Source organism: Bacillus sp. RO2, assembly GCF_012911845.1.
Classification (GTDB): domain Bacteria; phylum Bacillota; class Bacilli; order Bacillales; family Bacillaceae_I; genus Sutcliffiella_A.
Genome location: NZ_JAAXCU010000046.1, coordinates 166,487 through 189,874, shown reverse-complemented (window position 1 = coordinate 189,874; position 23,388 = coordinate 166,487). Strand labels below are relative to the sequence as shown.

Genomic DNA, 23,388 nt, shown 5'->3' with positions numbered 1-23,388 from the left:
TTATGGAAATTGTTCTAGAGAAAGCTACATGTGAAGATGCTCTTCTAATTTTTGAGATGCAACTAAAAGCTTTCAGGCCATTGTTAGAAAAATATAGAGATTTTGATACAAACCCAGCAAGTGAAACCATTGATAAAGTTAGAACAAGATTAAATAATCCTAATGGTGATTTTTTGAAAATTGTAGTTGATGACACCATTGTTGGTGCTATTTATGTCGTTAGAAAAGAAGGCTCACATTGGATAAGTCCGATGTTTATTCTTCCTGATTACCAAGGCAAAGGCATAGCACAAAAAGCTATAATCTCTGTTGAGAAAAAGTTTATGGAGGCAACCAGTTGGGAACTGGCTACCATTTTAGAAGAAAGACGTAATTGTTACCTGTATGAAAAGATGGGATACGTCAAAACAAGTGTCACGAAAAAAATAAATAAACATACAACTTTAATATTTTATAAAAAGGAAAATTGAATTACATAAGTTACATACGTTTTATTATTGCGTTAATTCACTTTATGAGTTAACGCTTTTCATATTGTTAGACTATCCAATTCTCCCCTCCCTCTAATAAATAGATACTTCAATGGAAATAGTAGGTATTAATAAGAATTTGGAGGGGAAAATTTTGAGTTCAACAGAGAATGCATTATCCATTTACGCTTTAGGCGGTCTTAATGAAATCGGTAAAAATATGTATGCTATTGAATATGGAGACAATATAGTCATTATCGACTGTGGCAATAAATTTCCTGATGAAAGTCTATTAGGTATTGATTTAATTATTCCCGATATAACTTATTTAGTTGAACATAAAGAAAATATAAGGGCTTTAATTGTTACACATGGTCATGAAGATCATATTGGAGGGATTCCCTTCTTTTTGAAAAAAATAAATGTTCCTGTCTACTCCACACGCTTTACGTTGGGATTAATAGAGTTGAAATTAAGGGAGCATAAGCTCTTAAGGGAGACGGAACTTGTTGAAATAGATTCTAATTCAAGCTTACGATTTGATGATATAGGTGTGGAATTCTTTAAGGTAAATCATAGTATTCCAGATTGCTTAGGGATAGTGTTTCAAACACCAGAGGGGAAAATAGTACATACAGGTGATTTCAAATTTGATTTAACCCCTGCAAATAATGAGCATTCTGATATTCATAAAATGGCCCAAATCGGTAGGGATGGAGTACTTCTTCTACTGTCTGAAAGCACCAATGCAGAACGTCCAGGTTTATCCCCATCGGAACAAATGGTGGGTAAGCATGTTGAGGAAGCCTTCATGAAAGCGGAACGTAAAGTAATCCTTTCTACCTTCGCATCCAATATCAATAGAATCCAACAAGTGGTCGATGCTGCTAAAAAAACACATCGTAAAGTCGCACTGCTTGGGCGAAGTATGTTGAATGTAGTAGATGTTGCCATGGAAAGAGGTTATTTAACAGTACCAGATGGTATGTTGATAGAACAACATGAAATCAATGAACTGGCCCCTGAAAAAGTGGCTATTTTATGTACAGGGAGTCAAGGAGAGCCATTAGCTGCCCTTTCCAGACTATCAACTGGAAACTTCCGTGGAGTTGAGATCTTGCCGGAGGATATAGTTATCATTGCGGCTGGTCCAATACCTGGAAATGAGCGAAATGTTACACGTGTGGTAGACAACTTACTCTCACTAGGGGCAAAAGTAATTTATGGCACAGGAAGTTCCTCAGGAATGCATGTTTCTGGGCATGGTTATCAAGAAGATTTAAAACTGATGCTCACCTTGATGAAACCAACATATTTTATCCCAATTCACGGTGAATATAGAATGCTATACCATCACCGCTTGTTGGCTGAGTCAGTTGGGGTAGAGCAAGGGAACACGTTCATTATGAATAACGGTGATGTGGTCGACATTACTAATTCACTTGCCCGGCAAACCCGTAAAATTCCAACAGGAAATACTTATATTGATGGCCTCGGAGTGGGTGATGTTGGGGATATTGTCTTACGGGATCGTAAACAACTCTCTGAAGACGGTATGCTTATAATTGTACTAACATTGAGTAAAAGGGAAGCAAAGCTAATTCACGATCCAGACATCATTTCTCGAGGATTCGTGTTCCAAAGGGATTCAGAAGATCTTCTCAGAGACGTTAAAAGTCTTATCAAAAAGACGGTTAGCGACTTGAAAAAAGAGGACAAAAACCAATGGAACATAATAAAACAAAGTACGAAAAAATCAGTTGGTCAATATCTTTTTCACCAAATAAAAAGGAAACCGATGATTCTACCTATAATTATAGAGGTTTAACAAATGGAGAGAATGTTTCTGCGTTTCCTCAAAATAATTGAACAGGAGGGTTTTCATGGTGTCATCTAAATCAAAGCCAATTATTATGCTTGTTATCGATACATTAATGGACCCACCTTTGCAAGAAGCCATCAAGGGTGATCGAGCACCTGCACTTAAATTTTTGATAGACAATGGTAGGTATTTTCCAGATGTGGTCAGTCCTTTCCCAACCATGTCAGTCAATGTAGATACAACCATTCTAACGGGTACCTATTGCAATGAACATTGTCTACCTGGATTGGTATGGTTCGATAGCAAGGAAAATCGACTCGTGAATTATGGCAGTCATATTCGTGAACTATGGAAGCTGGGTATAAGCCAATCGCTTGAAGATATATTATTTAACATGAACGGCAGCCATATCAGCAAGGATGTAAAAACGATACATGAGGAGATAGAGGAAAAAGGGAAAAAGTCTGCTTCTATAAATGCACTTATTTATCGTGGCAATACCCCCCATTATTATAAATTGCCAAAATTAATTACATGGTTTACCACAATAAAAAAAGATCGTCCAACATTTGCTCCAGCAGCATTTACATACGGATCGTTAAAAAATATCAGTGGTTCAACCCGTTTTCAACGGCTGTGGCAGAGGTTTGGGTTCAACAATTCTTTTTCCATACAAGAGTTAACCCATTTAATCAAATCAGATCAATTACCTGCATTTACAATTGTTTACTTTCCCGAACTGGACCAGCGGGTTCACAAGTATGGTCGCATGGACATTCTAGGCATAGAGAAAGTTGATCGCTATCTGCAGAAACTGCTGAATGTATATGATACTTGGGAAGAAGCCATTCACCAACATATATGGATAACGATTGGGGACAATGGGCAGGCATGGGTTGATTCCAACCGAAAAAAAGCCCTGATAGATTTAAGGGAGTTATTTGGTGAATACGACATTATGAAGCTAAAAAAAGGAATTCAGCCTCAAAATTAAATAGTGTTAGCGGTTAATGAACGGATGTCTTATGTATACACATTAGATAAGCAAAACCTATCAATAGACGAGCTCGTCCAAACCGTTCAAAATGAGGAACGAATTGACGTGATTGCTTGGAAAAAAGGTTCCTACATCGTCGTACGGGCCGGAAAAGAAGAAGGGGAACTCCGTTTTCGCAAGGGAGGACCATTCATTGATTCCTATAACCAATCATGGAACCTCGAAGGCAACTTAAATTTACTGGATTTGACAATAAGGGACAATGAAGTTCATTATGGGGACTATCCCGATGCCCTCGAGAGACTGTATAGTAGTCTTTATTCTCATCAAGGCAATTTTATCGTTGTCAGCGCGAAGCCAGGGTATGAGTTCATCGGTGAAGGATCCCCCACTCATGTAGGAGGTGCAAGCCATGGCGGCCTTCATAAACAAGACTCCTTGATCCCTTTAATTGTTACAGGAACTAACTCACAGCCTTCCTATTTACGTATTAAAGAAATAAAAGAATGGATATTGTCCTTGATTGGTTAAAAAAATAAAGTCTATCAAGAAGATATTAGGCAACGGATCATGCGTTAGAGATGTTGAAGAATTTATTACCCTAACATCAAGATGCAAAGATTTATAGAAATTTAATAATTTGTAACCTGCCGAGTTGGATTTTTAAACGTTGTACAGAAGTTCTTAAAATTAATAATGCTAATTGTGTTAAAGGACGCTTACTGAAGTATGGTAAGCTTCTTTTTTATGGAAAATACCTTGAGTAAATCTTCAAGGTTTGAAATAATTGGTATAAAGCTATCGGGGAGCAATTGCAACAAGTGGGTCGAAGTACCTAAAAAAGGGGTATTTAATTACAAAACAGAATGAATATCATAATTAGTTAACAAAAGAGAGGAGGAATATTGTTGGAATGGCTCTGGTTACCGTTAATTGTTGCATTTTCACTAATGTATTATGCTCATAAGAATGGATTGAAACATAAGGAAAAATTAAGAGAAATTGATTTGAAAGAGAAACAAATTGAGTTAGAAATGATGAAAGAAAGAAACAGCTCAAATACTGATAAAAAGGGTTAAGGTTAGAATTACTTGTTAGTCTTCAGATAAAGAGGGCAATTGAAACATAATCTGGCTAGTTTAGCAATCTAGGATAGGTATAAGATCTATCCATATTTTAGATTTGATAGAATCAGAGAAGAGGGGGGAATGGTATGATAATTAGAGAAATTAAAATGGAAGATGCAGAAAATTTATTAAACCTAATAAAGGAAGTTGAGAGTACAGCTGCTTTTATGCTTATGGAGCCCAGTGAACGAGAAACTAGTCTTGAACAACAGCAAAAACGGATAGAAGTAATGGACAAGCAAAACAATTCAACGACATTTGTTGCAGAAGAAAATGGCAAATTCATTGGTTACTTATTTGTTATGGGCGGAAGCGCTAAAAGAACAAAACACTCCGCATATCTTGTTATAGGTATTTTACAAGAATATAGAGGAAAAGGAATAGGTACAAAACTGTTTAATGCTGTTACAACTTGGGCTTTAAAACATAATATTTCACGATTAGAATTAAGTGTTGTTACCGAAAATGAGTCTGGTGTAGCACTCTACAAGAAATGTGGTTTTGAAATAGAAGGAACGAAAAGAAATTCCCTTATGATAAATGATAGAGCTTATGATGAGTATTATATGTCAAAGTTATTGTAGCTTCTTATTCAGAAAGTTCAATTATTTTTCTTTCAATAAGGAACACTGAAATCTCAAATGCTTCAATTCTCCTTTTGGCTAAAGTAATCTGAGATTTATATCTATTAGGATTTTCTTTAGCTTCAAGAGTTTTTACAGTTTCTCTTAATTTGTTAAGCGTAGAGTCAATTTGACGTTTTGCTTCAACCAAGTCAGGTGTTTTAATATCCATCTGATTACACTCCTTTATCGATTTTTAAAAATTAGAATAATAAAGATATCCGAAAATGAGAGTTCTGTCAATGCACGATCAATTCGTTTTGACATCTTGTTTTTGATCTGCCTATAAGTTGCTCTTATATCATTATAAAGGAATCGAAACTCGATGAGTCGAATTTTCATAGTGTGTGATTGGTTGTATTTTTAATATTCCTAATGAAATGAAGAACCAATTAAAAAATGAGGGGATTGGTTGTATGCAAGTTGTAACCAAAATGTTTTTAGAACAACTCGATATGCATTGTCATGATAATGAGTGGTTTGCATCTATGGATCATGCGCTTCAAGGAGTCACTGCAACAGAGGCATCATGGACAAGTTCTGGTATCAACAATTCTATTTGGCAGATTGTCAACCACTTGATATTTTGGAATGAAGATGTAATCCATCGAATTAATGGCACGGAGAATCCGCATAAGGCAAAAGACAATGAAGAAACCTTTGGGAGTCAGGGGGATCCTGAAGACGAAGTAGGATGGGCCCAGACAGTGCAGGTCCTTAATGAGGTGATTAATAAATTGAAAAGTGTCATAGAAGATCTTGACGATGAAAAGTTAAAATCTCCGTATGCAGCTAACAGCTCCTCTACTGAGCGTTTACTTAGTAATATCATGATGCACGATGCGTACCATATCGGCCAAATTGTCCTTTTGCGAAAGTTGCAATCTTCTTGGGGTGGCGTTGATTGGACTTGAAGCATCATATAACAAATTAAAACGTATATAGAGAGCGTGTTTCATCGCTCAATAGTTGGGCGCGATCCTTGAAAAAGGATCCGCTCATTTTTATTAAGGACCTGAATTAAAAACAACTTATTGTAGGAATTTTTAGATTATGAAATAATTGGTAGTAGGCAGTAGATTAGGAATACGAAATGAGTTAAGTAGAAGGTGAATGATACTTTATTTGGGTAACGGAGGACTTATGAAAACTCACTATTATTTAGGTTGGTTTAGCAAGTTTTTTCCTGAGAATTTGGGCAGGGTGATACAGGGGGATATTACTGATAGAAAATCGCTTGTTATGATTAGTTCGAATCCATCTCTTTATGAAGATGATGGCGCTACCGAACGCTCGTGGCTTGACCAGGCCGGGATTATATTTGGGAAATACCATTTAATAAATTATCGGGTTCAAAAGGAAGATGCCCACATGTTAATTCAAAATGCTTCAGTCATTTTCTTGTTGGGTGGAAATACGCCTAAACAAAATGATTTTTTGATGGAATACGGATTGTCAGATTTGATTTTAAAAAGCAGAGCGGTTGTCATGGGAGCAAGCGCCGGTGCTATTAATATGTCCGCAAAATGGATATGTTCGAAAAATCTTGGATATAAGGTTGAAACAAGCTCTGTATACAAAGGGATCGGTCTTGACAATTTTTCCGTCTTGTCTCATTTTGATCTTGAAAATAACATTGCGCACGTCCAAAACGAATTATCTTTTTTATCTGAAGAAATGAATATCTATGCGTCAAACAAAGATTGCGCTGTACGTGTTAAGGGAGACAAAATTGACATTTTGGGTGATGTATATTTGATTTCCCACTCCAAGATTAAGAAATTGGATGTGACACTCTAGTTTATCGCTAATGCTTATTTGGACACTCCATAATAAAAGTGAGGTATTAAAATGCTTGACATACCATGCGATGAGTTCAGGTGACACATCCTTATTGGAAGCTGAGATTACGTAAATATTATAACATCCAAACGAGAAGAAACTAATACTCAGGCAATCTTATCTCTGATTTTCGGGATAATATCACTCCTGGGAATAATGGGAATCTGAGATGATTGTTATGTGGCTGTTCGGTAAACTTTTTAGCAAAGGAGATTGAGTGTGAGTAAATATAAGATAACAACATATTGTTTTATTTTACTAGTACTAGTATTTACACTAACCGCTTGTAGTCAGGATCCAGTTTTTAACTTGTACGAGGGAAAAACTTTAGACATAGCAGTTGTAGGAGAACCACCAGAAGTAAAAGAAGATCAAGTAACATTTACAGAAATATCATTTGATGAAATGACACCTGAAGAATTGACTTTTTATGATGCGGTTTTTATTAGAGAGAATAATCTTTCAAAGGCGGCTGAAGACCAATTCGCAGATGTTTATTCAGTTTCCACCATTCCATTTTACTTTATTGGAACGGATAATTTTGTTCCTTTTACGGAAAAAGGTTTGGAATACGACACTACATCAGAATGGACAGCTGGTGTGAGTTATGCGGTTGGTGTTCTTATCTCACATGAAGATGATACATTGAAACATTGGGGATTTGGTCTGCACAATGACATTAATAATGATGAGCATATCAAAGAAATGTATTCAAGGATCTTCATGTCAATTGATGAGTTAAACACTGCTCAAAATACTAATGACAATCCTACAAATGAGGTAACAATTGAAAAGGAACTAAATAAGGACAACACTGAGGCAGACCTTGAAGATAATAATGAAACAAACGAAAAAGTTGATACATCAATCAATGAAACTATTGAAGAAGAAGAAGCTTCTACAAGTGTAAAAGAAAAGTATATCCGGCAATTAGGATATACAAAAAAAGAAGCGGAAGAATTGGAAGCAACAGATTCATCGACATACGCGTTGAAAAAAGTGGAAAATGATCGATGGGAACTATGGGATAATTTATTAAATGAAATTTATGGTGTCTTAGAGGAGCAACTTTCCGCTGAAGAGATGGTCGAGTTAAGAGAAGAACAAAGGAACTGGATAACCTATCGAGATGATCGTGCATTGGAAGCATCTCTAAAGTATAAAGGCGGTACCCAAGAGCACCTAGAATACGTGGCTGTGCTGGCAAACCTGACAGAAGAAAGGTGCTATGAATTAGTTACGAATTATATGAAGTAATGTATTAATTAAATCCCAGTAAAGCAAGGTTTATAGTTTATTTGTAGAGGAGCGAATTTCTTGGAATTTACCACCGAAAGATTAATAATCAGGCCGTTTAAAAGTGATGACTTATTTGACGTATTTCACATTTACAATAACGAAGACATATGTAGATATCTACTTCATCATAAATGGTCAAATGAAAGCATGAAGGAATTGTTTGAAAAAAAATTAAAAAACCATTCCTTAACTAAAGAGACCAGCTTAAGTCTAGCAGTGGTGGACCGTACAAAGGTAATTGGTGATTTATCTGTATGGTTTACTGGCATGAAGGATACGGTTGAAATTGGGTACAGTTTTTCTGCTGAAGTTTCAGGGAAGGGGTATGCAACAGAAGCAGTGAGTCAGTTAGTCAGAAAATTATTTTACGAACAGGAAGTGCACCGTATCCAAGCGACACTTGATGCAAGGAATATATCCTCCCAAAAATTGTGTGAGCGTATAGGGATGAGAAAGGAAGCTCACTTCATCCAGGATTTCTGGAGTAAGGGTGAGTGGACAGACAGTATGGTATATGGAATGCTGGTCTCGGATCTGAAGAACACAAGGGATTAAGGGGAGCGAAAGTTGGAGGCTTGTTATGAACCGCTTTAAGTATAACTTAATCATGTGTGGGATTTTCGTTTCATTATATACTATTGCCACAATGGTTTTGGAATTTTTCGAAGGCAATAAAATAACTACAACCCTATACTACGGACTGAGGAATATTGGCTTTGGTTTTGTTTTATATAACTTAGTGTTTAGCTTCCTTCTATACCTGATTTCCTTCTTACCTTTAACTCTTCTTCTAAACAAGTTCGTAGAATCTTTATTTCTAAGAATTATAGTTTATTCTTTTATAGGAGGTATAAGTGGAATCTGGATTTTTAATCATTTATACAATTATCAAGATTTTATAAGAAGTTATGAATTTAATAAAAGTAGTGCAATTATTGTTTTCGGTGTATCTGGTACTATCTATGCATTAGTAGAATATTATCTTTTTAATAGAATAACCTATCGGAGTAATAATCAAAGTTAGTCACTGATAATTCTCCTTTCATCAATTAATAAATCGATAATGTCCAAACTAATAATATATGTAAACAGTCATTAAAAATATTCAGAAGACTAATTCTACAAATAAATTAATAGACAATATGGTAAAGGTAGCTTACAGTTCTTTATTTATTCTCATTAACTTATCAAAACGGCGAGGAAGGTGAATGGCTATGATACTATGGTTTCGGCATTTACCACAAGTGAGTTTGGATTCGACAGTATGGACTCCTTTTATACAAAATAACTGGTACCGAGAGCATTATATGAAGTTTGTATACCTTCTACAGGTACTCCTTTTATTCATACCATCAATCTTCAGTACAAATTTCTCTCATATACCTTCTTTTGCACTCATCATAATAGGCATCTTAGTCTTCTTTCTTCACGAATGTCTTCACATATTAGTTATAAAAAAAAAAGGCGATATAAGCCTAACTTTTAGTGGTATATTTTTTTGGATCAATACAAATGCCATCCTCTCTAAAGCTAGGTTTTGGGTCTTTATGAGCTTGCCATATATTGTTTTATGAATTGTGCCTTTCATTCTATCGTTTTATGTTTCAGGAGATTTGAAATTAATCTTATTATTTATTAGTTGGTTCAACACGTTGATTTCTGCCTCGGATATCATCAATTTATTCCTCATTGCACTTAAACCGAAGAACACACTTTTTTGCAGAGGATATGTGAGGATGGGGTAAAGGCATTTAAAAACATGAACGGTCTGATTAGTTAATAAATTGAGGTGAACAAATTGTCAAATATAGGACTGCTAACAGTTACACACGACCCGATGGGAAAAAACATTAAGCTGTTTATGGAATTACAAAAAGAATTAGAAGATATCTATCCAGAGCTTTATATAACGATAAGTGAGGAATCCTCGTATACACTCATTGACCAAATTCAAAAAAGCAATTTTAAAGTAAAAGTAATCCCAAAAAAAGGAGCGGCTGCAGCAAGAAGGGAAGTTGTCAGCTTGGGACTTTCTGGTCATAGTGAATATTATCATTATTGCGACCTAGACAGACTTCTAACTTGGGGAGCAAACCATCTTGATGAGCTGAAACTATTAACCTCTAATTTACCGAGTTGCGACTATCTTATTTTAGGGCGTACAGAAAGAGCCATGGAAACACACCCGGAGGAATGGATTGAAACAGAAAAGATTACAAACAAAATTTGTTCTCTTGAGTTAGGATTGAACTTTGATATAACAGCCGGTTCCTGCTTGTTTTCCAGGAGCAGTGCGGAATATATAAATGAACATTCGAAAGAAAAAATGACGGATGCCGAATGGGCAATGATTGTACATAGAATCGCAAAACTTGAAATCGGTTACGCCCCTGTTGAAGGTTTAGAATACCATGAAGAAATAAACGGAATTACAAGAAGTTTAAGTGAATTGGAAAAGTGGATAGCCCGTTTAAAACTTAGTTCCATTATCAGTGAAACGGCTTTAACTACTGGGAAATAAATTCCAAGCGAAATGAGGGAAGTAAATGAGAATCTCTTCTTTTCTTCGTAACTTTTTATTACTTGTTTTTTTAATCAACATGATTGGGTGTAATTCTGATATTAGTGTTAGTTCAGATATAACCATTGATGGGAAAAATTTAGATTACGTTGGTTTTTCAGGTATACCAGTAGAAGAGATAGATACCAACAATCCTCCTGAAATTTATAAAGATTTAGAGCGGGTGGTTGTAAAGCCAAGTGAAATCATAAAGATAAATTATGAAGACATGCCAAAGAAGGTTTATTTAACGTATTGGAAGGATGAAATTCTTCAGGAAGAGAATGTAGTTTTGAGGAATTTTGAACTTACTACGCCTGAAAGTGACGGGGTATATGTCTATAAAATAGCTACTAAGTGGAATTCTCGGGTTGCAATAAATTATTTGCTTGTGGTTGAAGTGAAAGATGAAGATTAATTGGCTAATATTAAGATCATCTATAAATTTAATAAATGTCTTTGTAAAAGAGCGGAGTTACTGCTCTTTTTTATTTGTCCTCGTAACAATAAACAGAGTATGTTCTCTTATTATGTGTGTCAGACTTTCTATCAGACTTTTCTAAAAACTTTGACAGGATGTTAAATAGTTAACATCTTTAGCAAGAAAGAGAGGTTATTATTATTTTAAATAATTTGAAAATTCAAACGACAGAGAGGGCAATTTATGGACTGGAAGAGTGTGAAGGAAGAGGCTACTTTGTACTTGCAGAGGTTGATACAGTTTGATACCTCTAATCCGAGTGGGAATGAGCTTCCCGCAGCTGAATATCTGGCTTTGTTGGCGAATGAAAATGGCCTACTTGCTCGGGTAGAAGAGACTGGTACAAATAGGGGGAATCTAATTGTATCTTACAATGGGACGTTCCATAAACCAATTATCCTATTGTCACATCTTGATGTAGTGCCTGCAAGAAAGCAAGATTGGTCAGTAGATCCTTTTGCAGGGGAAATCATTGATGATGTGCTATGGGGGAGAGGTACGATTGATACGAAACAACTCACAATTATGCATCTTATGACCTTAATCCTTTTAAAAAGAAATGGTGTGGTGTTTCCTTTTGATTTAGTTCTAGTTTCAACGGCGGACGAAGAGAATGGCAGCGAGCTGGGGTTAAAGGCACTTCTTCCAAAGTACGAGGGAATGTTTAAGAATTCATATGTATTGAATGAAGGTGGAGGTTTCCCGATAACAATTCGTGATCATCATTATTATCTTTGTGAAACAGGGCAAAAAGGAGTATGCCGGATCCGACTATCTTTTCCAAAGAAGATAGAGCAAAATGCTTATTTTCCCGTGCAGGAGGAGTTGAAGATGGCTTCCACAATTATTAAGGAAATTGCCTTATTAAACCTTCCTGGAGAATTACCATTTACAACGAAAAGTTTAATAGAGACGCTGACTTCAAGTGTACAGGATGTCACTAAAATAAAGTTCCTCTCCCATGAGGAGCAATTATTGCTATTGAAACCTTATGTAAGCCCCTTTCTCTATCAACTGTTCAGAGCGATGTCAGAGACGACCTTTACGGTTACTAAGTGGAATGGAGGAAGAAAATACAAGGAACTCCAAGGAGATAGTGAAATTTTTCTTGATTGTAGGACTATACCGGGAATTAGCAAGAAAGAGATAGAATCAGAGCTTGAAAGATTGATAGCTGGGAGAGATATCAAATTCGAGATACAAAGCTTTGAAGAGGGCTATGAGTCTACATTTGAAAGCAAGCTATTTGAACAGATGAATATTGTATTACAAGGATACATACCAAATGCTACCATTGTTCCTTTTCTGTCAGTGGGAAGCAATGATGGCAGGCATGTCAAGCATCTGCAAAGTAAGGTGTACGGTTTTTCGCCAATGCTGCCGGATATGACTTTTGAAAGGGTCCTGCCAATGGTGCATGGTGTGGATGAGCGGCTGCCATTGGAATCATTGAAATTTGGCATTCAAGTACTATATGGAACACTTACAGGAATGGAAGGGAGCGATTTGCATGAAAACGAGTAATCGAACAATCGCAAAGGAAAAACTGGATCAGGCAGTTGTACTATTGAACAAGCATAATATTGATACATGGATGATTGTTACGAGGGAAGGATCCGATCCTAGTCTTCCTCTTTTAGTCGGAACACGCTCAATTCACCAAGCTGTTATTTTCCTGAACAGGCATGGACGACATAAGGTGGTAACCTCAGTAAGTGACAAGGAGGCGTACGTCGAGACAGAGCTTTTTGAAGAGGTAATTATCTACGAAGCATCTATCGATGACGTGTTTTTGCAAGAATACAAGCAGGAAAATCCGAAAAGATTCGCGTTGAACATTTCAAATGATGACCATTTATGTGATGGATTGACGCTTGGGTTGTACAAATGGTTAGAGCGGGTGCTTGGAAAAGAGGAACTGCAGAAAAAAGAAACCTCCAGTGAGGAGATTTTAAAAGAGCTTCGCAGTGTGAAGTCTACTTCCGAGCTGAAAGCGATGCAGGGCGCCATCGAATTGACGACGGACATTTATGAGGAAGTCTTTCAGTTGATAAAGCATGGAATGACAGAAAAGGAGATAGGTCAGCTTTTTGTTGAAGGGATGAAAAAACGTGGAGTGACGAATGGTCTAGGGAATCCATATGACCCTCCACTTGTCTGCACGGTTCGAAATGGATTGGCACACCGAAAGCCAGGCGATTATGTGGCAGAACCGGGGGATATCGTAATCATTGATTTCAGCTTGAAATACGAAGACTATGTTTCGGACATTGCCCGTACCTGCTATTTATTGAAACAAGGGGAAACGGAACCGCCAGCTGATGTGACAGCTGCTTTTGAAGCTGCTTTTGTTGCCATTACGGAATCAATTGAGGCACTATTACCAGGAAAAAAAGGCTATGAAGTGGATGCGGTTGGAAGAGAATGTATCGAGCGGCATGGGTATCCGACGATCCGTCACTCTGTCGGACACCAGGTAGGACGGGAAACACATGATGGTGGAACAATTCTTGGACCGCGAAGAACTCCTCCAAGAAAATCGGTCGAAGGAACAATTCGTATAGGGGAAGTGTACGCAATTGAACCTACCGTCATTCAGGATGAGGGTCTTCCTTGTATGCTTGTTGAGGAAAATGTCCTCGTGACAGAGAATGGGCCGAAGATATTAAGCAAACGTCAAACCTCTTTGATTTTGATTCCTTATGAGTGAGAGCCGGCCGATGAGAATGTTGGAAGAAACAGAACAGCAGGCACTGACCATTTTCAAGAAGTTATTAACAATTGATACAACGAATGGAGAGAAAGAAGAGCGAAAGGCTGCGGAGTATTTGGAAGAAATCCTGCTCGATGAAGGTATCCCGGTTCATTTTTATGAGAATACCTCTGGGAGAACCAATTTAGTAGCGAAGCTTGTGGGTGGAGAGGAAGAGCCTCTTTATCTAATCTCCCACCTTGATGTAGTCAGAGCAGAAGAAGCCAAGTGGGAACAACCGCCATTCTCGGGTGTGGAGGTCGATGGTGTGATTTGGGGTAGAGGAACTCTTGATACGAAGCAGCTGACGGCGATGCAGGTAAATGCCTTTCTTGAATTGGCCAGGTTGAAGGATTCGTTGAACCGTGATGTTTATTTGCTGGCAACTGCCGATGAGGAGAATGGTAGCGGTGAGGGGATGGGATTTCTAAAAAAAGCACATCCGGATCTGTTTCAAAAAGGTATGGTAATTAATGAAGGTGGAGGATTCACAGTAAATTACAAAGGTCACACTTATCTACTCTATACGGCAGGTGAAAAAGGGGTAGCGAAAGTGAAGGTAATCGCAAGAGGTCAGGGAGGACATGCGTCCTGTCCCCCTGAAAATCAAGCTATTCTCACTCTTGCTAAGGCAATGGAACGCCTTCTCTCCTGGTCCTTTCCAAAGAGTTCAACCAAGGTTTCTACCAAATTTAAGCAAGTCCTCGGCATTGACGATATAAGCTTGGTTCCAAAAACAGAGGATGAAAAATTGTTGGTTGATTTGTTGGAGTATATGGAAACAACAGGACCTGTAGTGAACAAGTTAGAAATAGGGTCTGTGGTAAATGCCATTCCATATCTTACGGAGGTCGAAGTGGAATTTCGCCTTGTTCCAGGGACGACTAAGGAACAGTTGTCAAGGTGGCTGGCAGAGGCTCTATACGGGGTGGAGGTAGACATAGAGATTACGAGCTTAGAAGAAGGATTTGAATGTGAACTTGATGCCCCTTATATTCGAAAGATGGAACAGGCGTTAAAGGATGTAGGATCCAATGCAACACTCCTACCGTTTCTCGCACTTGGAAGAACGGATGGACGTTACTTTGGAGATACAAGGTCCGCCATCTATGGTTTTTCTCCGCTAACAGAAAAGGATGCATTTGTCAGTGTTCTTAAAAAAGTGCATAACCATAATGAAAATATTACTAGAGAGTCCTTTCTTTTCGGAACGAACGTACTCTCTTTGCTTATAAAATCAATTTGCAGGAAGTGAGGGATGGAACCATGAAGTACTCTGTTAATTTTGAAAAAATGGAACAAGCAATTCAGTATTTAAACCAGCAGGAAATCGATCTATGGTTAATTGTCACAAGTGAAGGAAGTGACCCGTGCCTAAATCTTGTTACGGGTGTCAAAACGGTGGGACCTGGAGCGTTTGTTCTAACAAGAACAGGAGAGAAGCTGGTACTGTGCAGTTCCATTGATGCACAAGATATTGAAGAATCGGGATTGTTTCAGGAAGTAATTAAATATACCACTAGCTTGGCTGACCCGTTAAAAGAAGTGGTTAGACGATTTCAGCCAAAAAAGATTGCGCTCAACTATTCAGAGGATGAGCACCTGGCTGACGGACTGACGGTCGGACGTTTTCGTTGGCTAAAGGAAACGCTCAAGGGAGATTTTTCAGGGGAATTTGTATCTTCCCAGTCCTTCTTAAGTCGATTACGAAGTATTAAGACTGACCGAGAAGTCGACACAATCTACCGAGCCATTCGCTTAACGCATGAAATATATGATTCAGTTATTAGTCAACTAAAGGTTGGATTAAGTGAGAAGCAGGTCGGTCAATTGTTTGTGGATGAGATGGAACGTCATCACGTTGTTAATGGAATCGATCGTGCACTATCCATGCCAATTGTATTGAAGGAACGGATCGCTCATCGTTCTCCGAGTGATGCAGTGATCGAACCTGGGGACCTACTAATTATGGACTTTAGCATTGATATTGATGGCTATGTTTCTGATATTGCCAGAACTGTCTATTTCCTGAAAGAAGGGGAAAAAGAAGCGCCATCGCATGTGAACCGAGCATTTACCACCATCTATGAGGCCATCACAAAGGCTGCTGAAGGATTGAAGCCGGGGGTTACTGGCTATCAAGTGGATGAAATAGCTAGGGCACATTTGACAACAAATGGCTACCCAGAGATTACTCATGCGACAGGTCATCAGATTGGTAGAGATGTCCATGATGGGGGAGTATTGCTTGGCCCCAAATGGGCTCGGTACGGTTCTTCGCCGTATGGTCAAGTAGAAGAAGGGATGGTATTCACGTTAGAACCAACCTTATTCACTGATCAAGGTCTTCAATTTATTGTGGAGGAGAATGTTCTTGTGACGCAAGATGGTGCAGAATTCCTGACAGAGCGTCAAAAAGAACTGATTCTGATTCCCGCCATATGATTTTCGATAGGAGGTGAAAGCTCGTGGGAGTTTATATAGTAAAACGGATTCTTCATGCAATTCCCATTCTTATAGGAATAACAATTCTTACCTTCCTTATTATGCAGCTTGCTCCGGGAAATCCAATGCAGACAATGATTAATCCCAAAATATCAATGGAAGAAATGGAAAGAGCCCAAGCAAGTCTAGGATTTGACCAATCTAAAATTGTCCAGTATTTCAATTGGTTGAAAGAAATTTTACAAGGGAACCTTGGATATACCATCAAAACCGGGCAATCTGTCAGTGATTTAATTTTAGAGAGGCTCCCTGCGACGTTAACACTTACCGGTTCAGCCTTTATCATGGCATTTGTAATCGGTGTCCCGCTTGGAGTATTTTCTGCGACACATCGTTATAAGCTACCGGATTATGTTCTTACGGTATTTGCATTTATCGGAATTTCCATCCCGTCCTTTTTCTTCGGGCTTGGACTAATCTTTATTTTTGCGTTGAAGCTTGGATGGTTCCCCACTTCCGGAATGGCGTCAATAGGTGCAAACCTGACCGGATTTGCCCTCTTTATAGACCATTTGAAACATATTATTCTGCCTGCTGTTGTTCTTTCCTTACCGACAGTAGCGGTCGTAATGCGATTTACGAGGTCAAGCCTGTTGGAAGTACTAAATCAGGATTTCGTTCGTACGGCAGATTCGAAAGGGTTAAGCAGGAAAGTGGTCATTGTAAAGCACGCATTAAGAAACGCGCTTATTCCGGTAATTACTATCTTTGGTCTTTCCATACCGTTCCTATTTGGTGGCGCCTATATTACTGAGCATATCTTTAATTGGCCAGGGATGGGAAGCATGGGTATCCAGGCAATCGTTGGAAGGGAGTACCCAGTCATAATGGCATTGAATTTGTTTACATCTATTCTGGTTCTATTGGGAAATCTACTCGCTGATGTTCTCTATGCTTGGGCAGATCCAAGAATTAGATACAACTAGTGAAAGGAGGGAAGCCGAGTGAATGGAAGTGTGGAAATACAAAATGAACCACCTTTAGTTCCAAGCAAGCCTGAATGGAAGAGAAAAACCTTTAGACAGGCAGCCTGGAAGCGTTTTAAGAAAAACAAATTGGCGTTAGTTGGTGCCGTCGTGTTGGCATTATTGATTCTGTCAGCACTATTAGCTCCACTTATCGCTCCATATAATCCATATACTTCTCAAGAAAATGATCTAGGACTAATCAATGTACTGCAAGCTCCTAATTCAGAGCATTTGCTAGGAACAGATAGCCTCGGACGCGATCTGCTCAGTCGTATTATTTATGGGGGAAGAGTTTCGTTGAGTGTGGCCTTAGTAGCGGTATGTATTTCTTCATTTATCGGTATTGTGATGGGATTACTTGCCGGTTATTACGGCAGGTGGGTTGATGTTATCGTGATGAGGATAACGGATGTAGTTATTTGTTTTCCAGTATTATTTCTGGTTATCTCCGTTGCCACTCTACTAAAGCCTAATCTCTATAATGTTATGATTGTTATTGGACTTGTGAGCTGGACAACAATGACAAGATTAGTGCGTGGGGAAGTCCTGCGACTCAGGGAAATGGAATACATTGAAGCCTCCAAGGCACTTGGTCAGAGCAACTTAGTTATAATAGGAAAACATATCTTACCTAACATCATGGCACCTATTACTGTTCAGGCGACACTCCAAACCGCAGAAGCAATTTTAACAGAGTCTGCTCTAAGCTTTCTTGGTGTCGGGGTGCAGCAGCCCATCCCAAGCTGGGGGAACATGCTGAATGAAGCTACCTCAATCACAATTTTACAGTTTAAGCCGTGGGTATGGGCCCCACCAGGCTTTGCCATTCTTTTAACAATCCTATGCATTAATTTTTTGGGTGACGGTTTGCGTGATGCACTCGATCCAAAAATGAAATCATAGGCACCATACATACCATTGAAAGGAGGGTTGAATGACGCAGGCTGCCATTTTTATGTCCTGTATCCATTGGCTGCTTTCACTTCCTATGTCATTTCTATTTTTACAATGTCATTTTTACGAAAAGAGCCTATTCAATCATTGATTAAGGGGGATTTATATGAAAAAAAGATTGAATATTTTGTCAATAATTGCAATTGTATTGATTTTGCTAGTAGGTTGTACTTCCGAAAGTAGTACGGATAGTAATACAAATAACAAACAAAACGACAATGCAGATACAGAAGAGCCGAAGCAAGGAGGTTCCATTACGATTGCCTCAGCAAGCGAACCGGGTAACTTAAACCCGCTGATTTGGGCTACTTCTTCTGACACTCTTGTCACACATATGATCTACGATTCTTTGGTTATTCCGGATGAAGAATTAAAAATGATTGGAAGTTTGGCTGAAAAATGGGATGTTTCCGAGGATGGGAAAACATATACCTTCTATTTACATGAGGGCGTTACATGGCATGACGGTAAACCATTTACTGCCAGGGATGTTGAATTCACCTATACATCGCTTGCTCATCCAGACTATGACGCAGGGGCCTATTGGAGAGTGGATCCGGTCGTAGGTGCTGCTGAATATAAAGCAGGTGAAGCGGACTCTGTAGAAGGAATTAAAGTCATCGATGATTATACGATATCGTTTACAACAAAAGAGCAGTTTGCACCGTTTATTTCAGGGCTGTTTATCGGCGTTCTACCTGAGCATATCCTGTCAGAAATTTCTCCGGCAGAATGGGCAAAGCATGATTCCAACCGTGCTCCTGTAGGAACTGGACCATTTAAATTTGACTCTTGGGAATCTGGACAATTTATTCAACTAAGTGCAAATAAAGACTATTTTAAAGGTACACCCCACCTTGATAGTTTAGTAGTTCGCTTTGGTGATGCAAATACAATGTTGGCGGCATTCATGAACAAGGAAATTGATATTACTTCAGTACCGATTGCCGAAATAGAATCGATTAAGTCACTTGATTATGCAAATGTCGTACTGTCAGATCAACTAAGCGTGTACTATGTCGGATTTAATGCCAAGAACGACCATTTCTCAGATGTGAAAGTTCGTCAAGCGTTGGCTCATGCAACAGAAAAGCGTGTTATCGTTGCTTCCATTCTAGGAGAATATGGAGAGGTCGCAGATGACATCTTCCCTTCAAAGCACTGGTCGCATAGTCCGGATCTTCCAATCTATGACTTTGACAAGAGTAAAGCGGAATCACTTTTAGAGGAAGCAGGATATAAAAAGAACAGCAAAGGCATCTTCGAAAAGAACGGCAAGGAGCTTAGTTTTACTCTGCAAGTACCAACAGGAACTAAAGAAAGAGAAAAAACGGCTGCACTCTTAAAACAGCAATATGAAGCAATTGGCGTTAAAATGGAACTTCTTTCCTTGGATTTTCCTACGCTTGTCACAAAGTTACTTCCACAAACTGCAGATGGAAAACAGCGAGAAGTGACAAAGGATGACTATGATGCCTATATTCTTGGGTTTGGTATAGAAGCAGATCCGGATGAATATCGTAGTTATTTCGGTTCGGCGTACATGCCTCCAAATGGGTATAATTTTGTTGGGTATTCAGATTCACTTGTGGATGAACTCCTTGACAAACAATCGAAGGAAGTAGACTTTGAACAGCGTCAGAAATATATTTGGGAGGTCAGTAAGAAACTTGCAGAGGATGAAATCTGGATCCCAATCTATGAGCAAAGCGCTACGTATGTTGCCAATGAGAAAGTGGCAGGATTTACTCCGGATTTCAGAGGTGTGACATTTAACGCTCGCGAGTGGAGTGTTAAATAATCTTCTGCTAACAGACAAAGAAATCGGATTCGTTCGATTTCTTTGTCCCTTTTAACAATACCAATCTATCAAGCAAAAAGGACAGATGCCCATGTTGCGACGGATCGAGAAGTTGAGAAAATGGCTTGATGAAAATGACTGTGATGCTTTTTTCTTAAACACGGTGGAAAATTACCGGTATTTCTCTGGATTCACAGGAAGTAACTGTTATTTGTTTATCACCAAAAATGAGGGAATTCTTGTAACGGACCAACGGTATGCACAGCAGATAAGAGAGGAGACAGAAGGATATAAAGTTTATATCCATGAGATTAATCCGTTTACAACTTTAGAAAAAGTGATGAAATCTATGGAGATAAACTCCATTGCCTATGATGGGAAGAAGACTCCAGTGTCTCTATTAAGAGCATTAAGGAATATGGATGAAAAAGTTGACTGGGTGTATACAGAAGATGTCAGCCTAGCCATTCGCCAATACAAGGAGCCGTCTGAAGAAGCTGCCATTCAACGGGCTGCTGAAATTGGAGATCTTGCTTTTAAAGAATTGTGCCAAATAATAAAACCAGGCATGACGGAAAAGCAAATTGCTGTAGGGCTTGAATACCTTCTTGCCAAGCACGGCAGTGAAGGTCCTACATTTGGAACGATTGTAGCAGCAGGGGAGAGAAGCGCCTTGCCACATGCGTCTCCGTCTTTTCGGATGGTGAATGAAAATGACATGCTTTTAATTGATTTTGGTGCCTGTTATGAAGGCTATATGTCAGACATGACACGTACTTTGTGGATTGGGGAGCCCATTGAGAGAATGCAAGAAGTTTATATGATCGTTTTAGAAGCCTTGGAAAGAGCCGTTATTTCAGTAAGACCAGGTGTAACTTGTCAGGAGTTAGATGATGTAGCAAGAAAAGTCTTTATGGAAGCAAATTTAGAAGAATACAGTCTTAGAGGCTTGGGACATGGTGTCGGGTTAGAAATACATGAATGGCCCCGGGTTGTTATGCATCATGATGCACCGATTGAAAAAGGTCATATTTTTACGATTGAGCCAGGTTTGTACATACCGGGGGTAGGCGGCGTACGTATTGAAGAATTAGTCTCCGTAACAGAGAGCGGATGTAAGTTGCTGACCGGGACACCTCGAACAATTAGATTAACTTAACCTACTACAAGTATTGGGGGTGAGCAAGATGACAAAAACATTACTGGAAGTAAATAATCTAAAAACATATTTTCATACAGAAGATGGAATCATTCCAGCTGTTGATGGGGTATCCTTTCAACTCAATAAAGGGGAGACACTCGGAATCGTAGGGGAATCTGGCAGCGGAAAAAGCATCATGTCGCTCTCTATTCTACAATTGATTCCGAAACCGCATGGGAAGATCGTGGACGGCGAGATTCGCTTTAGAGATCAGAATATATTGGAACTTGAAGAAAAAGAAATACGAAAAATTCGTGGAAACGACATTTCTATGATTTTTCAGGAGCCGATGACTTCACTTAACCCGGTCTACACCGTAGGAGACCAAATTATGGAGGTAATCCGTCTTCACCAAGGCCTTTCCAAAAAAGAGGCGTTGAAAGCTACAATTGAAATGCTGAAACTTGTTGGTATCTCTCTGCCGGACCAACGAGTCCATAACTATCCCCATCAGCTGTCGGGAGGTATGAGGCAACGTGTGATGATTGCGATGGCACTTGCTTGTAACCCGCATCTCCTTATTGCGGATGAACCGACCACTGCGCTTGATGTGACAACACAAGCACAAATTCTAGAATTAATGAAGAACCTAAAAGAGCGATTGAACATGTCCATACTCCTGATTACCCATGATCTAGGGGTAGTTGCGGAGGCCTGTGACCAAGTAGCGGTAATGTATATGGGGAAAATTGTCGAATATTCAGATGTTTATTCCTTATTCGAAAAACCTAAGCATCCCTACACTATTGGTCTTCTAAACTCCATTCCTATGATAGAGGACAATCGAAAAAGGCTCGAGCCGATACGAGGATATGTACCTAATGCATTGGAAAATTTTAAGGGCTGCCGCTTTTGTACAAGATGCAATGAAGTAAGGGATCTCTGCTATGTAGAAGAGCCTCCACTCCTGGCTCTTGAAGACCAAAAGGTACGATGCTGGAAGTATACTGAGCGCTGGGAAGATGCAAAGGAAGTGGATGGGAGGTCAATCATTTGAACGAGACAAAAGAAAAACTATTAGAGGTGCAAGATCTCTCGACATGGTTTCCAGTAAAGGATAATAAGGGCCTATTTTCCCGTGGGAACTCCTTTGTAAAGGCTGTGGACGGTGTAAGCTTTTATATTGAAAAAGGTGAAACTCTAGGACTTGTTGGGGAATCAGGTTGTGGAAAATCCACAACTGGTAGAACTATTCTAAGGTTAATCCAAGCAACCACGGGAGAAGTTCTGCTTGAAGGAAAGGACATATATAAACTTAACTCCACGCAAATGAAAAGAATAAGAAAAGACATGCAGATTGTTTTTCAAGATCCATACGCCTCTCTTAACCCAAGATTGAACGTCAGAAATATCATCGGGGAGGCATTAAACATTCATACAAAGCTATCAAACAAAGAGAAGGACGAATATATTTCTAAACTCTTAGAAGATGTCGGATTGAATACATCTTATATGAACAGGTATCCCCACGAGTTTTCGGGAGGTCAAAGACAACGGGTTGGGCTTGCCAGAGCATTAGCTGTCAATCCTAAACTTATTATTATGGATGAACCGGTGTCTGCATTGGACGTTTCTGTTCAGGCTCAAGTATTAAATTTAATACAGGATCTTCAAAAGAAGTATGACCTTACCTATTTGTTTATCACGCATAATTTAAGTGTTGTAAAACACATTTCAGACAGAATTGCTGTGATGTATCTCGGGAAAATAGTAGAAGTGGCAACGAAAGAGGAATTTTTCTCAAATCCGGTTCACCCATATTCACAAGCATTACTTTCCGCCATCCCTCATCCAGATCCCAGACGTAAGCGAGAGAGGATTATTCTCGAAGGGGATGTGCCAAGTCCCGTAAATCCACCGAAAGGTTGCCGATTTCATACTAGGTGTCCAATCGCGGAAACAATTTGCCAGGAGCTGGAGCCGCAGCTTGTAGCTAAAGAGGGCCAACACTTTGTTGCCTGCCACTTAAAATGAACAAATATAATA

General features: G+C 38.9%; 23 protein-coding genes and 1 pseudogene. 23 read left to right on the top strand and 1 reads right to left on the bottom strand.

Annotated elements, in window-relative coordinates; translation table 11 throughout:
- Positions 1–2: 2 nt before the first annotated feature.
- The 6 genes from HF078_RS14820 to HF078_RS14800 all read left to right on the top strand — a co-directional run bounded on the left by HF078_RS14820 (position 3) and on the right by HF078_RS14800 (position 5,000).
- Complete coding sequence (locus HF078_RS14820) at positions 3–470, top strand: GNAT family N-acetyltransferase (protein WP_169291848.1); 468 nt, start codon at positions 3–5, stop codon at positions 468–470.
- 154 nt (positions 471–624) lie between these two features.
- Positions 625–2,298 carry a ribonuclease J gene (locus HF078_RS14815; protein ID WP_205831634.1) on the top strand — a complete coding sequence of 558 codons (1,674 nt, stop codon included), beginning with the start codon at positions 625–627 and terminating at the stop codon, positions 2,296–2,298.
- A gap of 55 nt (positions 2,299–2,353) precedes the next feature.
- On the top strand, positions 2,354–3,286 hold the full coding sequence (locus HF078_RS21215) for an alkaline phosphatase family protein (RefSeq protein ID WP_346775347.1): 933 nt from the start codon (positions 2,354–2,356) through the stop codon (positions 3,284–3,286).
- Between the two features lie 24 nt (positions 3,287–3,310).
- The gene (locus tag HF078_RS21210; protein WP_346775346.1) at positions 3,311–3,820 is read left to right on the top strand and encodes an alkaline phosphatase family protein; all 510 of its coding nucleotides are present in this window, start codon (positions 3,311–3,313) and stop codon (positions 3,818–3,820) included.
- A 377-nt stretch (positions 3,821–4,197) separates the two neighbouring features.
- Positions 4,198–4,368, top strand: coding sequence for a hypothetical protein (locus HF078_RS14805; RefSeq protein ID WP_169291846.1), 171 nt, complete (start codon positions 4,198–4,200; stop codon positions 4,366–4,368).
- A gap of 134 nt (positions 4,369–4,502) precedes the next feature.
- A complete protein-coding gene (locus tag HF078_RS14800; RefSeq protein ID WP_169291845.1) occupies positions 4,503–5,000 on the top strand; it encodes a GNAT family N-acetyltransferase in 498 nt (165 codons plus the stop codon).
- A gap of 4 nt (positions 5,001–5,004) precedes the next feature.
- On the opposite strand, the gene HF078_RS14795 is transcribed toward HF078_RS14800, so the two are convergent.
- A complete protein-coding gene (locus HF078_RS14795) occupies positions 5,005–5,211 on the bottom strand; it encodes a hypothetical protein (protein ID WP_169291844.1) in 207 nt (68 codons plus the stop codon).
- Between the two features lie 244 nt (positions 5,212–5,455).
- Here HF078_RS14795 and HF078_RS14790 point away from each other — a divergent pair, with 244 nt between their 5' ends.
- The 17 genes and pseudogenes from HF078_RS14790 (at position 5,456) to HF078_RS14710 (ending at position 23,376) form a co-directional block, all read left to right on the top strand.
- The gene (locus HF078_RS14790) at positions 5,456–5,953 is read left to right on the top strand and encodes a DinB family protein (protein ID WP_169291843.1); all 498 of its coding nucleotides are present in this window, start codon (positions 5,456–5,458) and stop codon (positions 5,951–5,953) included.
- Between the two features lie 229 nt (positions 5,954–6,182).
- Entirely contained in the window at positions 6,183–6,839 is a 657-nt protein-coding gene (locus HF078_RS14785; RefSeq protein ID WP_169291842.1) for a Type 1 glutamine amidotransferase-like domain-containing protein, read from the top strand.
- A 261-nt stretch (positions 6,840–7,100) separates the two neighbouring features.
- Positions 7,101–8,138 carry a lysozyme inhibitor LprI family protein gene (locus HF078_RS21205; RefSeq protein WP_346775345.1) on the top strand — a complete coding sequence of 346 codons (1,038 nt, stop codon included), beginning with the start codon at positions 7,101–7,103 and terminating at the stop codon, positions 8,136–8,138.
- A gap of 60 nt (positions 8,139–8,198) precedes the next feature.
- A complete protein-coding gene (locus tag HF078_RS14775) occupies positions 8,199–8,735 on the top strand; it encodes a GNAT family N-acetyltransferase (RefSeq protein WP_169291841.1) in 537 nt (178 codons plus the stop codon).
- Between the two features lie 653 nt (positions 8,736–9,388).
- Positions 9,389–9,925 (top strand): annotated as a pseudogene (locus HF078_RS14770) (DUF3267 domain-containing protein).
- Between the two features lie 53 nt (positions 9,926–9,978).
- Positions 9,979–10,701, top strand: coding sequence for a hypothetical protein (locus HF078_RS14765; protein ID WP_169291840.1), 723 nt, complete (start codon positions 9,979–9,981; stop codon positions 10,699–10,701).
- A 25-nt stretch (positions 10,702–10,726) separates the two neighbouring features.
- Positions 10,727–11,158 (top strand): hypothetical protein, encoded by a 432-nt coding sequence (locus tag HF078_RS14760; protein ID WP_169291839.1) that lies wholly within the window; start codon positions 10,727–10,729, stop codon positions 11,156–11,158.
- A gap of 246 nt (positions 11,159–11,404) precedes the next feature.
- The gene (locus HF078_RS14755) at positions 11,405–12,745 is read left to right on the top strand and encodes a M20/M25/M40 family metallo-hydrolase (protein WP_169291838.1); all 1,341 of its coding nucleotides are present in this window, start codon (positions 11,405–11,407) and stop codon (positions 12,743–12,745) included.
- On the top strand, positions 12,732–13,931 hold the full coding sequence (locus HF078_RS14750) for a M24 family metallopeptidase (RefSeq protein ID WP_169291837.1): 1,200 nt from the start codon (positions 12,732–12,734) through the stop codon (positions 13,929–13,931). Before HF078_RS14755 ends, HF078_RS14750 begins: the two co-directional genes overlap by 14 nt.
- 10 nt (positions 13,932–13,941) lie before the next feature.
- The gene (locus tag HF078_RS14745) at positions 13,942–15,228 is read left to right on the top strand and encodes a M20/M25/M40 family metallo-hydrolase (protein WP_169291836.1); all 1,287 of its coding nucleotides are present in this window, start codon (positions 13,942–13,944) and stop codon (positions 15,226–15,228) included.
- A gap of 11 nt (positions 15,229–15,239) precedes the next feature.
- Positions 15,240–16,418, top strand: coding sequence for a M24 family metallopeptidase (locus HF078_RS14740; protein ID WP_169291835.1), 1,179 nt, complete (start codon positions 15,240–15,242; stop codon positions 16,416–16,418).
- A 23-nt stretch (positions 16,419–16,441) separates the two neighbouring features.
- On the top strand, positions 16,442–17,404 hold the full coding sequence (locus HF078_RS14735) for an ABC transporter permease subunit (protein WP_169291834.1): 963 nt from the start codon (positions 16,442–16,444) through the stop codon (positions 17,402–17,404).
- Between the two features lie 18 nt (positions 17,405–17,422).
- A complete protein-coding gene (gene opp4C, locus HF078_RS21200) occupies positions 17,423–18,349 on the top strand; it encodes an oligopeptide ABC transporter permease (RefSeq protein ID WP_346775344.1) in 927 nt (308 codons plus the stop codon).
- A 157-nt stretch (positions 18,350–18,506) separates the two neighbouring features.
- The gene (locus tag HF078_RS14725; RefSeq protein WP_169291833.1) at positions 18,507–20,201 is read left to right on the top strand and encodes an ABC transporter substrate-binding protein; all 1,695 of its coding nucleotides are present in this window, start codon (positions 18,507–18,509) and stop codon (positions 20,199–20,201) included.
- A gap of 91 nt (positions 20,202–20,292) precedes the next feature.
- On the top strand, positions 20,293–21,360 hold the full coding sequence (locus tag HF078_RS14720; RefSeq protein WP_169291832.1) for a M24 family metallopeptidase: 1,068 nt from the start codon (positions 20,293–20,295) through the stop codon (positions 21,358–21,360).
- Between the two features lie 28 nt (positions 21,361–21,388).
- Positions 21,389–22,399, top strand: coding sequence for an ABC transporter ATP-binding protein (locus HF078_RS14715; protein ID WP_169291831.1), 1,011 nt, complete (start codon positions 21,389–21,391; stop codon positions 22,397–22,399).
- Positions 22,396–23,376, top strand: a complete 981-nt coding sequence (locus tag HF078_RS14710; RefSeq protein ID WP_169291830.1) for an ABC transporter ATP-binding protein — start codon at positions 22,396–22,398, stop codon at positions 23,374–23,376. Before HF078_RS14715 ends, HF078_RS14710 begins: the two co-directional genes overlap by 4 nt.
- Positions 23,377–23,388 lie beyond the last annotated feature (12 nt).